This is a genomic window from Algoriphagus antarcticus, from assembly GCF_002150685.1.
Taxonomy (GTDB): domain Bacteria; phylum Bacteroidota; class Bacteroidia; order Cytophagales; family Cyclobacteriaceae; genus Algoriphagus; species Algoriphagus antarcticus.
Genome location: NZ_MSSW01000009.1, coordinates 56777 through 69939 on the forward strand (window position 1 = coordinate 56777; position 13163 = coordinate 69939).

The window sequence follows — 13163 nt, forward strand, 5'->3', positions numbered from 1 at the left end:
AATTGGCTATATCCGTTGAAACAGACCCAAATTCTAACTTTAATCTTAATCACCTTCTTATGAAAAACATCTCAGTCATTGGTTCTGGCACGATGGGAAATGGTATCGCACATGTGTTTGCTCAGCATGGTTATAATGTCCGTTTGATCGATATCAAGCAGGAATATTTGACCAAAGCCCTAGCTACAATTACCAAAAACCTAGATAGACAAGTTGGTAAAGGATTGATCTCAGAAGACGAAAAAAATGCAGCCTTAAGTAGAATCAAAACATTCACAGCTTTGGAAGCCGGTGTTAAATCCGCTGATTTGGTAGTGGAAGCCGCTACTGAGAATATGGAAATCAAGCTGGATCTTTTTCGTCAAATAGACCAATTCAGCCCAGATGTTGCAATTTTGGCAAGTAATACTTCGTCTATTTCCATCACCAAAATAGCTGCTGTTACGAGAAGACCAGAGCAGGTAATTGGTATGCACTTTATGAATCCAGTTCCTGTGATGAAGCTGGTGGAAGTAATTCGTGGCTATGCCACTTCCGATGAGGTGACAGCCAAGATCATGAGTCTCTCAGCCAATCTTTCCAAAGATCCTGTCGAAGTCAATGATTATCCCGGCTTTGTGGCAAATAGAATTCTGATGCCGATGATCAACGAGGCGATTTACACTCTTTTTGAGGGTGTGGCCGGTGTGCATGAAATAGACACGGTGATGAAGCTTGGCATGGCACACCCAATGGGGCCGCTGCAATTGGCAGATTTCATTGGTTTGGATGTATGCCTTTCCATTCTTAAAGTGTTAAATGATGGCTTTGGCAACCCAAAATATGCTCCATGTCCACTGTTAATCAATATGGTCGAAGCTGGATTCAAAGGAGTGAAATCAGGAGAAGGTTTTTACAAATACACTGCTGGAAGCAAAGACTCTGTCATTTCTCCACGCTTCACAAAATAAAAAATAATGCACATCGCTGTATCGGGAAATATAGGTAGCGGGAAGACCACGCTTACCGAAAAGCTAGCCAAACACTATGGCTGGAAAGCTGAATTTGAAGCTGTAGATGACAATCCATATCTTCCTGATTTCTATGAGGATATGAAGAGATGGGCTTTTCATCTGCAAGTGTATTTTCTCAATTCCCGATTCAACCAAATCACGGCAATTCAGGAGAGCAAAAGCGCAACGATTCAAGATAGAACCATCTATGAAGACGCTTATATCTTCGCAGCCAACCTATATAAAAGCAAGCTTTTGACTGAACGGGATTATGAAAACTATCAAAATCTATTTAAAAGCATGATTGCTCATGTGAAAGCTCCCGATCTTTTGATCTACCTGAAAGCCGATATTCCAAAGCTGGTGGGTCAGATAGAAAAGCGAGGAAGAAGCTATGAGACGACCATGAGGATAGATTATTTGAAAAACCTCAACACCCACTACGAAGAATGGATCGCTGGCTATACGGAAGGTAAATTGTTGATCATAGATGTCAATAACCTTGATTTTGTTGAGAATCCAAGTGACTTCTCTATGGTAGTTGAAAAAGTTGAGCGGGAGATTTTTGGATTGTTTTCCTAATGGAGTTAAGGACAAAAATTATTAAACCACCTGGACACATAGATTTCATAGCGATTATGAAGTGATAACTATGGTTTCTATGTGTCCAGGTGGTTAAAAATAATCGTATCAGCCTAGCTACACTCACTCTTTTGATAAGTTACTTTGAAGTTCAGATTTGGAAATTGAATTGAACTTAACTTGATTTTAGCTGACTTAGAGTAATGTCTCTTAATCTTAGATATCTCAATTGTGCCTTCTGCATAAATCTCTGAAAGCTCCGTGGTTAAAACTTTTTTTTATTCTAGCATTGATATTTCCTCATAAACCAGTTCAAAAGCATAGTCCGCTGCTCTTCTTTTGGATTGATTAGCAACTGATCCAGACGCTTAAGTGATCCTCCTGTCATAAGGGTTTCGAAAGGAGTGATTCGAAAAAGCTTGTAGCCATGAATCCTTGTCTGCAAGTCAAATTGAGCATCATTATACGCCAAAAGCTTCCATCCAATACCACCATTTCCAGAGAAATCTCCAGGCTCACTTGGCTCGCCAAAACTATGCTTGGCGATTGGAGCACCATTCCAGATTCTCTGCTGCATTCCTACTTTCAGACATTCCTTCTCATAGCTTCTACACAGCCTTTTTTGAGTTTCTAGAAAAGGGAAATTTAATTCTAAATAAAGATCTGACTTAAAAGTAATTAGTCGATATCTATTAAAGTGTACTTCATCGTCATACACAAACAAATTTCGATTGATTTTGAAGTCGAATTTCAACTTTTCCAGCAAGGGCATTTTCCCAGCCCCTCCTAAATCCTCGTAAATTTCCTTCAACCAATTATGACCTTTCTGATCCAAATATTTTGGCTCTAATTCTAATTCAAAATCCCGCTCAAAATCCACTTCGCCCTCACGCAAAATAAGGTCTAGCTGACGGGTCATTAAGTTATCCATTGACTTGATTTTATCTCAGTAAGGCTACCGAGTAAGTGTAATGCATTAGGCTAATTCGTAGCAAAGAGTTTACTTTTCGTCCTTTTCTAAGTCATCTCCTATTCGCTGCTCCAAATTCCTCTTGGAACCTGGAAAAGTCGTTCTCTGGGAAATATCATAGCCGATCCAGCCCATGATCAACATGAATATCACAAACAGGATCAAAAATATCTTCTTATTCCTTTGCATTCCGTATAAATTTTTTGACTTGATGTCGCGCAAAATTAACCAATCATAGGACATCTGTGACCATTGTTCATGAATTATTGAAAGTCCTAGCCCGAATATTATACTATTTCAAAATTGTGCCTAATTTTATGAAGATAGATCAAAACCACTTTTTACATTTTACACCCTTTTTCATCCAGTCATGTATCAATTTATAAGTGAGCAATCGATTTATCAGTTCTTTGGCGAAGATGAGCCAGAGTTGATTAGAGAGATGGTTCAGATAATTTTAGAAACCAATATCAAAGATTTGAAGGAACTGGATATGTTTTATAAGCAAGACGATTTCGTTACCATTAAAAAGCGATGTCACAAAGCCAAACCTACTATGGTCTATGTAGGAGCTCAAAAAACTCGGAAAATTTTAGAGGAAATTGAAAACGACAGAAATAATTATCAGGATTTAAATAAAACCCTCCAAGCACACCTTATCGGAATCGAAACTGAGCTAAATCAGTTTCTTGAAACACTTAATTGATTTCAGAATAAACAAACCCATGCGAATATGAAGCGAAAACTACTGTTTCTGCCTTTGCTATGCATTGCCCTTTTGCAAGCTCAGGCACAATCAACTTTAAGTGTAGAACACATCATGCGAGATCCTATCTGGATGGGAACTTTCCCTTCTTCCGCGTCTTGGAGCGATGATTCTCAAACTATTTACTTCCGATACAATCGAGACAAGGATCCTACAGACTCCTTATACAAACTAGGTTTGTCCGAAAAAGGAGCAATTTCTAAAGTGAGTTGGGAAGAAATGAAAGCCAACGAACGTAGCGAGGAGGACTTTAATGCTGACAAGTCACTACGAGTATATCAAGTGGATAAGAAGCTGATGCTTGAAGATATGTCATCGCTTACTTCCTCTCTGCTAATCCAATGGCCAGAGAATTTCAATGATCCAAAGTTTATGGCAAATGAAATGGAGATCTCATTTACCTCGAAAAGTAATATTTACGTGTTGAATAGATCTACCAAAATTGTTAGAAAAGTCACCAATATTTCCACAGAGACCAAGCCAAAAGACAAATCCAAAAATGAGGATGAAAAAGTGGATTGGCTAGAATCAGAAAACCTGGAACTTCTAGGCGTGGTAAAAGAGCGAAAAGAAAAGAGTAAAATGCGTCGAGATTACCGTGATGCTTACAGTGATTCGGAAAAGGAAGAATTCACCTATTATACTGAGGGCAAAAGCCCGGTCAACCTGCAATTATCCCCAGATGGCAATTATGCCACATTCACTATCTATACTACTTCCAGTAATAAGAATTCCATCGTTCCGGATTATGCAGATGCCTCCGGATATACTGTCGATCTCAATGCGCGATCTAAAGTCGGAACAACTCCGACAATAACGGAAATTGGAATCTACGATTTGCAGCGTGATACCGTGTATTTCATCAGCTCTTCTGAGTTGCCAGGAATCAAAGATTTACCTGATTATGTAACTGACTATCCTGATAAAACTTGGGAAGAAAAGGAAAGAGATGTTGCGTTCTCAAGTCCTTACTTTTCACCTAACGGAAAAAAGGCAATCATAAACATCCGTTCAAATGACAACAAAGACAGGTGGATTGCCTCTGTAGATCTTGGGACTGGAAAACTAACTACACTGGATAGACAACGGGACGAAGCTTGGATCTCAGGCCCTGGTATTGGTTATTCTTTCTCTGGTGGCACGATGGGGTGGCTTCCTGATAGCGAGCATATCTACTTCCAGTCAGAAGAAAGCGGTTATTCTCACCTCTATTTGCTAAATGTAGCTACCGGAGAAAAGAAAGCTATCACATCAGGAAACTATGAGGTCTTCGATCCATTTATTTCGAAAGACAAAAAATCCTGGTACCTGACTACTTCTGAAGTAAACCCTGGAGAGCGTCATTTCTACAAGATGCCACTCATGGGCGGAAAAATGCAAAAGCTTACTTCCATGACTGGCAACAATGAAGTGTCTCTTTCTCCTGATGAGAAAAAGCTAGCAATCATTTATTCTTACAGTAATAAGCCTGCAGAGCTTTTCCTTCAGGAAAACAAAGTAGGTGCAAAAGCAGAACAACTGACGGCTGGTCAAAGCGAAGAATTCAAAGCTTATAATTGGAGAGATCCTCAAATCGTGAGGTTCACTGCAGAAGACGGAGCGCAAGTGCCAGCTAGAATATACACACCAGATCCAGCCAAGAAGAATGGCGCAGCTGTTGTTTTCGTTCATGGCGCAGGATACTTGCAAAACGTCCACAAATGGTGGAGTAGCTATTTTAGAGAATACATGTTCCACAATCTATTGACAGATTTAGGATACACTGTTTTGGATATTGATTACCGTGGATCTGCTGGATATGGTAGGGATTGGAGAACAGGAATCTATCGTCACATGGGAGGAAAAGACCTTTCAGACCAAGTAGATGGAGTTAAATACTTAGTGGCTTCTCATGGCGTCGATCCTGATCGTGTAGGTTTGTACGGTGGAAGTTATGGTGGATTTATCACGTTGATGGCTCTTTTCAATGCCTCCAATACATTCAAGTCAGGTGCTGCTCTTCGTTCGGTAACTGACTGGGCACATTACAATCATGGCTACACAGCTAATATTCTGAACACTCCTGAAGAAGATCCGATAGCTTACCGTCGTTCTTCTCCTATTTACTTTGCCGAAGGCCTGAAAGGAAACTTGCTAATGGCACATGGAATGGTCGATGTGAATGTGCACTTCCAGGATGTGGTGAGACTTTCACAGCGATTTATAGAGTTGGGAAAAGACAATTGGGAAATGGCGATCTATCCTGTGGAAGATCACGGTTTCGTAGAACCAAGCTCTTGGACGGATGAATACAAGCGAATTTTGAAATTGTTCAATGCAACTTTGCTGGAAGAATAGAAACAGGCGCAGTCGCATTCTCAGTTTTCAGTCTCAGAATACCGTAAATTCGTAATCTGAGGACTAACGAGATAGAAGTCAGGCTGGAATCAAAACTTTAAATTTTTCAAAAAAAATGGCTGTTCATACGATCAGCCATTTTTTTTTGGAGTTTTTTCACCAAGGGCGACAGACGTGCTCATCCTCCGTGGATTGCATGTAGGCAGCACTTATTTAGCAATAGTTAACTCCGCAGATATGGGCTATGTGTAAAGCTGAATACCTGTACAAAAAATGCTGAAATCAGCTTACAGCTAAGCTGGGAGCTAATTATTACTTTCTTTTGCATTAGCAAAGATCTGATTCATGGATACTTATTTTCAGCGTTAAGGTAAATCGTATCCTTTAGTGATTCGCTGAATGTATTTGCCCAGAATATCAAACTCCAAATTGACTAAGTCACCTGGAACAAGCTGATGAAAATTAGTATGCTCATACGTATATGGGATGATCGCAACGGAGAATCTACCTGGCCTGGAATTGAAGCAAGTTAAACTTGTACCGTTGATCGTGATCGAGCCCTTTTCTACCGTCACATTTCCTAAGCCATGCTCAAACTCAAGATCAAAAACCCAAGAGCCTTCTTGATCAGTTATATTTTTAACCTTACCCACCTGATCCACATGTCCTTGCACGATATGCCCGTCAAAGCGCCCATTTGCCGGCATGCAGCGCTCCAAATTAACTTTCTTACCTACTTTCCATTGTGATAAGTTGGTTTTCTGGATTGTCTCATCGATAGCTGTCACCCGGTAAGAATCCGGAGTAGTTTGCACCACAGTCAGACAAACGCCATCATGAGCCAAAGATTGATCAATTTTCAATTCAGAAGAGAGCGAAGATTCCAAATCAAAATGGACATTTGTACCATCATGAGTTATATTATTTACTATGCCAAAAGCTTCTATAATTCCTGTGAACATGGAGGTGAATTTAACTTTCAAATATTCAATGAGTAAGCAACAAATGCGCTATTCAAGTTCAAATTAAGCCAAATATTCTTTTATCTTCGACCGCAGAACCACAAAAAAACATGCCCCTACTCAAACTCGAAGACACTTATTTACATAAAGGAAAACGGAGAGCTTTAGTGACTTTGCTTCGGGAAAAAGGGATAAAAAGTGAACGTGTCCTTCAGGCTATCAATACGTTACCAAGACATTATTTCTTTGATTCAGCGTTGATTTCTCATGCTTATGAGGACAAAGCATTTCCAATTGGTGAAGGTCAGACGATTTCTCAGCCTTATACTGTTGCCTTCCAAACGGAGCTTTTGGAACTCAAAGAAGGTGATAGAGTTCTGGAAATAGGAACAGGATCTGGATACCAGGGAAGTATCTTACATCTACTTGGAGCAGAAGTATTTACCATAGAATATCAGAAGAAACTTTTTGAGGGAACCAAGCGCTTCTTAACTCGATTAGGTATAGAAATGCATCTCTTCTATGGAGATGGAACGGGTGGACTTCCGGCCTATGCTCCATTCGACAAAATAATTGTAACCGCTGGAGCTCCTGTGGTTCCAGAGGCTTTGATTCAACAATTGAAAATTGGCGGAATATTGGTAATCCCTGTAGGTGATAAGCGTAAACAAGCCATGTTGAAAATCACCAAAAAATCTAATACGAAGGTTGATCAAGAAGAATACGAGGGATTTGCCTTTGTGCCACTATTAGGAAAAGATGGTTGGGGAAAATGATATGAGATTTTCTATTTGTAGAATTTGACATTATTTCGAAATAAAATTTTGATAATCCCACTCAATAATTTTTCAGCCAAATTTTATTTCTATTTTTGTAGAAATTTAGATTTATGAGTAGTAAAAAATTTGCAAAAGAGTCCTCAGTGATCATGACCGAAATGGTCCTACCCAATGATACCAACACCCTGAACAACCTCATGGGAGGCAAACTCATGCACTGGATGGATGTGGCAGCAGCCATAGCTGCTCAGAAGCATTCCAACAGCATTGTGGTGACTGCCTCAGCAGATAATATTTCTTTCCAGGAACCTATTGCACTTGGAAATGTGGTGACCCTGAAAGCTCAGGTAACCCGAGCATTCAATTCTTCTATGGAGGTATTCATAGAAGTGACTGCTGAAGATATTCCTGCAAATAAAAAGGTGATGACACATCGTGCATTTTTCACTTTTGTGGCTGTAGATGAGAACAATAAGCCTTCAAGAATTCCGGAATTGGTCCCAGAAACTCCTGAGGAAATCGAAAACTTTAAAGGAGCACTTAGAAGAAGACAGCTGAGATTGGTGCTTGCAAAAAGGATGAAACCGGAGGATGCTGTGGAATTGAAGTCCATTTTTAATCTTCAATGAAGATTAAAAGTCGAAGTATAAATTAGGACTTCACCAAAGCAGATGAAAGTGATCAGTCGCAGACCTAAGTCTGGAGATCTTGTTAAACAGAATTGAAACAAGTGATTAAATTTAATTGTGCTCTGCGATAAACTCCACGTCCACTGTGGTCATAAATAGACATTAAAAAAGTGTGGGTGATAGAGATATTACCTCTCATTCTTTTGTGTTAAGGCGAATTTTGAGCAATTTCCCGACATGGAAAATATGAGCATTCACGAGCTCCAGTACATCATCACCGAGGAACTTTTTTTCTTTGAAAAAGAACCTAAAGCCGATCAGGCAATACAGGACACAAATCCTTCTGTAGAGAAAGAAAAACCAAAGACTCTTCCGAAAACAATACATCTTGAAAGCGCGATACCTCCCAAAGAAGAATTAAAACCAGAACCTTTGACTGTTCGCGGTAAGTTCGAGAAGGGAATTCTGGTGCTTCATGAAGAGCAGCAATTGAGGCCAGAAGTAATGGAAATGCTCGTGAATATGATTAATGCTGTAGGGCATTCTATGAATGAGATCGGATTACTATCGTCCAGGGAACTGGAAGGTAGAACCTTAACAGAGCTTTACGATCTGAATGCACATATTGTGCTTAAATTTGGTCGAATTAAACACCCGATCAATGCCCTTCCTGCGTCGGACTATCAGATACACACAGAAGATGAAACAGAATATCTTTTCGCCGATGCGCTAAGTACAATTTCTGATGACAAAGTTCTCAAAGGCAAGCTTTGGAACACCCTAAAAGTACTCTTTAACATAGCTAAATAATAATGAGCCTTACACCTCAACAACACACCTGGGCAAAGCGGTTTCGCTGGATTTCACTTATCGAAGGCACCTCCTTCCTACTCTTAATATTGATCGCCATGCCTCTCAAATACATGTGGGACTATCCTATGGCTGTGACCTATGTAGGTTGGGCTCATGGGGTGCTTTTCGTGATCTATATCTACACTGTGTTCCCTACTGCACATAAATTAAAATGGAATTTCAGCAGAACGTTATTTGCGCTTATAGCTTCGATATTACCATTTGGCCCCTTTATTTTTGATAGAAACTTGAAGAAAAGTCAGCACGTGGATTTGTAAAAATGGCATTAATCAGCAAAAAAAAGCGCATTTACCCAATCAGTCAAGGGCTGAGACGCTACCTGATTAAATATTCCCGAGAAGTGGATATCCCTATTCACTATTTCGAATTGCTTCGATATTCAAGTTCTATCGCTCTTTACGATTCCAAGGACCAAGACACGCTGTGGGAGACGGTATTCTACGATCAATCCGATCGGGAGGAAATCCATCTTAATGTCAAAAAAATCTATGCTTTGCTGAAAGCCGGCGGAGATATGTCGGTGATGCAGCACCTTTACATAGATCGAATTGACCTTTGTGTATATGGAAATACACAGCCTTTTCGTGTACGAATAGTAAATAGAATCAATGATAACTTTGATTATTTCTATGTCAAAAACGCCGATGCATCGCGCGTTTATGGGTTAGAGTTTGAGCATTTGCTTTCGCCCAATAGAATCTCTTATCTGGTTCATAAAAACACGTTGATAGAAGAGCATATCGCAGGAATCCCAGGAGACAAATTCATGCGTGCACACATGCAGGATCCGCATCTGAATCCTATTCGATTGGCAAAGGAATTTGTCAAGTTTAATGAGCGCTGCTTTGTGAGACTTCTGGGTGATATGCACTCATCGAACTTTGTGATTGACGTCACCCCAGATTTCGAGGAGACCCATTATAGAATCCGAGCGATTGACTTTGATCAGCAATCCTATGAGGGAAAAAAATCAATTTATTTACCCCAGTATTTCAAAGAAAACAATGTTTTGATTCAGCTCGGCATGAAATACATCACGCCCGAATCTATGGTGCAGTACCAAAAGGAAGAGCGCGCATTGATTGCCACACGATTCAAATCTTCCCGTAAAGGTATAGTTGATATTCTCCGTACAATGGAGCAAGACACTATATCCCTTCCAGAAAATATAACGTCACTGAGAGAAGATTTAGCAAAGCATTATGGGAATGACAAGTTCCTGGAATGCAAGAATATGGGACAAATTATGAAAACAAGCCTTGAAGAACTTATCAAGAAATAGATTGGCTTAAAATTCAGAGCTGCTCCTATAATTTTACCATTTCTACACTAAAAGGAGCTTTTACTTTTCCTCCTGTATTATTCCCAAAAATCTATTATCTTCTGGCTTAAGAGATTTTTCTATAGATTTCATTTAGCCACTAATACTTACAGTCCATGCAAAAAATATTTTTAGCGAGTCTCATCTATGGAGCTTTCGTTTGTTCTCCAGTCTATTCTCAATCACTGGATCAGGAATACAACACAAAAATCCAAGAGTTTACTACTGATAAGCGCTTTTTGCCCAGCTCGGTATTAGGAATCATCAAGCACCCAGACATCCCTTCTCCACTGGAGCACTTCGGGACTATTATTGGCTCACCGGGTGAAATGCATACTACTGAGGAAATATATGCCTATTACCAGCTTCTGGCCGACAAGTCAAGTCATCTTCAAATTAAACAAGTAGAAACTTCCGAAGAAGGCAGAGCTATATATTTGGTAACTATAGGCGGAGATGATAGTATGAATCGGCTTGATCACTATAAAGCTCAAATGGGTAAACTTTCAGATCCTCGAATCATCAATGAAAATCAAGCAGATGCCGTCATTGAGGACTCAAAACCAGTATATTATCTAAATGGTGGAATGCACTCTACCGAGATGGGTTCTCCAGAAATGCTCATGGAACTTGCCTATCGCATGATCACCAGTGATGAAAAAGCCATTAAAGACATCCGTGACAACTTGATCCTTTTGATCAATCCTGTTTCTGAACCTGATGGAAGAGACAAACAAGTTGATTGGTATTATCGCTATACCAAAGCAAGAACGGATTGGGACGATGGCTTCCCAAGGTCAACTCCTTATTGGGGAAAGTACGTTTTCCATGATAATAATCGGGATGGCCTGCAGGTTTCTCAAGGAATCACAAAAGGGATTTTCAAAATTTTCTTTGAGTGGCATCCTCTTGTGATGTTAGACCTACACGAATCAGTTCCATTCCTTTACATTTCCACTGGAACAGGCCCATACAATGAGCAAGTGGATCCCATTACCATAGGAGAATGGCAAGTCATGGCAAATTCGGACATAGCAAGCCTGGCTGCTCAAGGAATGCCCGGAACCTTTACTTGGGCTTTTTATGATGGCTGGTGGCCAGGGTATGGAGTCTGGGTGGCAAACAACCATAATTCCAATGGACGATTTTATGAGACTTTCGGAAATGCAGGGGCCAACACCTACATGCGGGATCTTTCCGATCAAAAATATGCAGGAGATCCAGCCACATCCAGAGAATGGTATCGCCCGGATCCCCCAACACAAAAGGTATATTGGTCTGCTAGAAATAACATTAACTACATGGAAGCGGGCGTATTGGCTTCCTTGACTTATGCTGCTCATAATGGAAAGACACTTCTCAAAAACTTCTATCAAAAAGGTGTAAACTCACTTGAGAAAGGCCGCAATGAAACTCCAAAGGCTTTTGTAATTCCCAAGGCTCAAAAAGACCCAGCCATGGCTGCCTACTTGGTTAATCAATTAAGAGCACAGAAAATTGAAATTCATAAAGCTACCTCTGGAGAAAAAGAAGGAGACTATGTCATCCTTTTGGATCAGCCCTATAGAAATCTTGCAGTCAATCTATTGACTGAGCAGAACTATCCTAAAGAAGCCAAATTCCCTCCCTATGATGACATCGCTTGGACTTTGGGCTATTTGTACGGTGTGGATGTTGAGAAAAAAGATTCTGTGGGTATTGATTCCGACGATTTAAAATTGCTGCATGAAGATGTAATCTATAAAGGAGAGATCTCTGGTAATGGCACCACCTATTTTCTATCTTACAATGCCCAGAACACGGTTTTACCAGCATTATATTGGCTTAAGAAAAACCACCAAAACACTAAGATTTCTACATTGAAAGAGAGTTTTATACTTGAATCAGACACACTTGGAATCGGTTCACTGGTATTCAATAATATCTCAAAGAACGAAGCGGATCATATTGCAGAAAACTATGGGCTTGACCTAATAAGAGGAAGTAAACAGCCGGAATCTAATCAAGTTCAACCGATTACCTTGCCTAGAGTTGCGATCTACCATACTTGGTTCAATACGCAGGATGAAGGCTGGTCTCGGTATACGTTCGAGCAGAGGGGGATTCCATATACCTCTATTGATAAGGATGATTTAAAATCAGGAAATCTTCGTAGCAAATACGATGTGATTTTGGTTCCAAGAGCTAGAGGCAGTGCTTCGGATTTTATACATGGAATTGACCCGAAGTTTGGACCTATGCCCTTCACCAAAACTGACGATTTCCCCTCCCATGGATTCCCTGATTTTACGCCTGACATGACAGGTGGACCAGGGTTTATGGGAATAGATAATTTAAAGAATTTTGCTGAAGCCGGTGGAGTAATCATCACTTTGGATAATTCCACTGCTATGGTTGCCGAAACGGGCATTACCAGAGACCTTCAATCCTATTCCCCTTCAGGTTTATTTCATCCAGGATCTGTTGTGACGGTAAAGGCTAAAAAGGGAAGTAGCCCCATTCTATACGGCTATCCTGAAACTTTCTCTATTTTCAGAGGAAATGGTCCGCTTTATCAAGTTGACCTGAAGGAAAGAGATATGATCCTTCTTCAATATGGTACGAAGCCTTTAGAAGATGAGATCGAATATACTGGACCAATCATGGGTAAGCCAGATCAGCCAATTATGGAAAAAAAGATCGAAGAAAATGAAAAAGTAGCTCCTTATGTAAGATCAGGAATGGTGAGAAACGAGCAGACAATCATAGGTCAGGGAACAATTTTTAATGTTCCAGTTGGAAAAGGGCGAGTCTTGGCTTTCACTTTTGATCCCCTCCATCGCTTTATGAATCACCATGACGCACCACTTGTTTGGAATGCTTTGATCAATTGGGATCACTTGGGTGACTAAATCACAAAAATAAAAAGGGAATGATCTTGAGGATCATTCCCTTTTTATTTTTCTTCCTCCT

13 protein-coding genes are annotated in these 13163 nt (G+C 40.1%); 10 read left to right on the forward strand and 3 right to left on the reverse strand.

The genetic code is table 11. The features are described 5' to 3' along the window. Nucleotides 1–59 precede the first annotated feature (59 nt). Both BVH04_RS05470 and BVH04_RS05475 read left to right on the forward strand, forming a co-directional pair. Nucleotides 60–950 (forward strand): 3-hydroxyacyl-CoA dehydrogenase family protein, encoded by an 891-nt coding sequence (locus BVH04_RS05470; protein ID WP_086540326.1) that lies wholly within the window; start codon nucleotides 60–62, stop codon nucleotides 948–950. 6 nt (nucleotides 951–956) lie between these two features. Further along, nucleotides 957–1574, forward strand: coding sequence for a deoxynucleoside kinase (locus BVH04_RS05475; RefSeq protein WP_086540327.1), 618 nt, complete (start codon nucleotides 957–959; stop codon nucleotides 1572–1574). Nucleotides 1575–1857: 283 nt separating this feature from the next. On the opposite strand, the gene BVH04_RS05480 is transcribed toward BVH04_RS05475, so the two are convergent. Both BVH04_RS05480 and BVH04_RS25380 read right to left on the reverse strand, forming a co-directional pair. After that, nucleotides 1858–2505 carry a DUF7255 family protein gene (locus tag BVH04_RS05480; protein WP_086540328.1) on the reverse strand — a complete coding sequence of 216 codons (648 nt, stop codon included), beginning with the start codon at nucleotides 2503–2505 and terminating at the stop codon, nucleotides 1858–1860. Nucleotides 2506–2574: 69 nt separating this feature from the next. Then, nucleotides 2575–2733, reverse strand: coding sequence for a hypothetical protein (locus tag BVH04_RS25380; RefSeq protein ID WP_169714364.1), 159 nt, complete (start codon nucleotides 2731–2733; stop codon nucleotides 2575–2577). A 181-nt stretch (nucleotides 2734–2914) separates the two neighbouring features. Between BVH04_RS25380 and BVH04_RS05490 the strand changes: the two genes are divergently transcribed. Together BVH04_RS05490 and BVH04_RS05495 are read left to right on the forward strand one after the other, a co-directional pair. Further along, a complete protein-coding gene (locus BVH04_RS05490; protein ID WP_086540330.1) occupies nucleotides 2915–3250 on the forward strand; it encodes an Hpt domain-containing protein in 336 nt (111 codons plus the stop codon). Between the two features lie 27 nt (nucleotides 3251–3277). Continuing rightward, nucleotides 3278–5647 carry a S9 family peptidase gene (locus tag BVH04_RS05495; RefSeq protein WP_086540331.1) on the forward strand — a complete coding sequence of 790 codons (2370 nt, stop codon included), beginning with the start codon at nucleotides 3278–3280 and terminating at the stop codon, nucleotides 5645–5647. A 365-nt stretch (nucleotides 5648–6012) separates the two neighbouring features. Here the strand turns inward: BVH04_RS05495 and BVH04_RS05500 are convergent, their stop codons facing one another. Next, a complete protein-coding gene (locus BVH04_RS05500; RefSeq protein ID WP_086540332.1) occupies nucleotides 6013–6609 on the reverse strand; it encodes a riboflavin synthase in 597 nt (198 codons plus the stop codon). Nucleotides 6610–6719: 110 nt separating this feature from the next. On the opposite strand from BVH04_RS05500, the gene BVH04_RS05505 reads away from it, so the two are divergent. From BVH04_RS05505 to BVH04_RS05530, 6 genes are all read left to right on the forward strand, one after another. Then, the gene (locus BVH04_RS05505; RefSeq protein WP_086540333.1) at nucleotides 6720–7385 is read left to right on the forward strand and encodes a protein-L-isoaspartate(D-aspartate) O-methyltransferase; all 666 of its coding nucleotides are present in this window, start codon (nucleotides 6720–6722) and stop codon (nucleotides 7383–7385) included. A 113-nt stretch (nucleotides 7386–7498) separates the two neighbouring features. Further along, a complete protein-coding gene (locus BVH04_RS05510) occupies nucleotides 7499–8017 on the forward strand; it encodes an acyl-CoA thioesterase (RefSeq protein ID WP_086540334.1) in 519 nt (172 codons plus the stop codon). 246 nt (nucleotides 8018–8263) lie between these two features. Beyond that, the gene (locus tag BVH04_RS05515; protein WP_140160526.1) at nucleotides 8264–8827 is read left to right on the forward strand and encodes a hypothetical protein; all 564 of its coding nucleotides are present in this window, start codon (nucleotides 8264–8266) and stop codon (nucleotides 8825–8827) included. Between the two features lie 2 nt (nucleotides 8828–8829). Continuing rightward, nucleotides 8830–9147, forward strand: coding sequence for a DUF3817 domain-containing protein (locus BVH04_RS05520; RefSeq protein ID WP_086540336.1), 318 nt, complete (start codon nucleotides 8830–8832; stop codon nucleotides 9145–9147). A gap of 2 nt (nucleotides 9148–9149) precedes the next feature. Beyond that, the gene (locus BVH04_RS05525) at nucleotides 9150–10172 is read left to right on the forward strand and encodes a hypothetical protein (RefSeq protein WP_086540337.1); all 1023 of its coding nucleotides are present in this window, start codon (nucleotides 9150–9152) and stop codon (nucleotides 10170–10172) included. Between the two features lie 155 nt (nucleotides 10173–10327). Next, complete coding sequence (locus BVH04_RS05530; protein WP_086540338.1) at nucleotides 10328–13102, forward strand: M14 family zinc carboxypeptidase; 2775 nt, start codon at nucleotides 10328–10330, stop codon at nucleotides 13100–13102. Nucleotides 13103–13163 lie beyond the last annotated feature (61 nt).

What these genes read in the sequence shown, in the direction of transcription:
- BVH04_RS05525 (WP_086540337.1), top strand. Translation starts at nt 9,150, where the DNA reads ATGGCATTAATCAGCAAAAAAAAGCGCATTTACCCAATCAGTCAAGGG.
- BVH04_RS05475 (WP_086540327.1), top strand. Translation starts at nt 957, where the DNA reads ATGCACATCGCTGTATCGGGAAATATAGGTAGCGGGAAGACCACGCTT.
- BVH04_RS25380 (WP_169714364.1), bottom strand. Translation starts at nt 2,733, where the DNA reads ATGCAAAGGAATAAGAAGATATTTTTGATCCTGTTTGTGATATTCATG.
- BVH04_RS05495 (WP_086540331.1), top strand. Translation starts at nt 3,278, where the DNA reads ATGAAGCGAAAACTACTGTTTCTGCCTTTGCTATGCATTGCCCTTTTG.
- BVH04_RS05520 (WP_086540336.1), top strand. Translation starts at nt 8,830, where the DNA reads ATGAGCCTTACACCTCAACAACACACCTGGGCAAAGCGGTTTCGCTGG.
- BVH04_RS05490 (WP_086540330.1), top strand. Translation starts at nt 2,915, where the DNA reads ATGTATCAATTTATAAGTGAGCAATCGATTTATCAGTTCTTTGGCGAA.
- BVH04_RS05515 (WP_140160526.1), top strand. Translation starts at nt 8,264, where the DNA reads ATGAGCATTCACGAGCTCCAGTACATCATCACCGAGGAACTTTTTTTC.
- BVH04_RS05530 (WP_086540338.1), top strand. Translation starts at nt 10,328, where the DNA reads ATGCAAAAAATATTTTTAGCGAGTCTCATCTATGGAGCTTTCGTTTGT.
- BVH04_RS05500 (WP_086540332.1), bottom strand. Translation starts at nt 6,609, where the DNA reads ATGTTCACAGGAATTATAGAAGCTTTTGGCATAGTAAATAATATAACT.
- BVH04_RS05470 (WP_086540326.1), top strand. Translation starts at nt 60, where the DNA reads ATGAAAAACATCTCAGTCATTGGTTCTGGCACGATGGGAAATGGTATC.
- BVH04_RS05505 (WP_086540333.1), top strand. Translation starts at nt 6,720, where the DNA reads ATGCCCCTACTCAAACTCGAAGACACTTATTTACATAAAGGAAAACGG.
- BVH04_RS05480 (WP_086540328.1), bottom strand. Translation starts at nt 2,505, where the DNA reads ATGGATAACTTAATGACCCGTCAGCTAGACCTTATTTTGCGTGAGGGC.
- BVH04_RS05510 (WP_086540334.1), top strand. Translation starts at nt 7,499, where the DNA reads ATGAGTAGTAAAAAATTTGCAAAAGAGTCCTCAGTGATCATGACCGAA.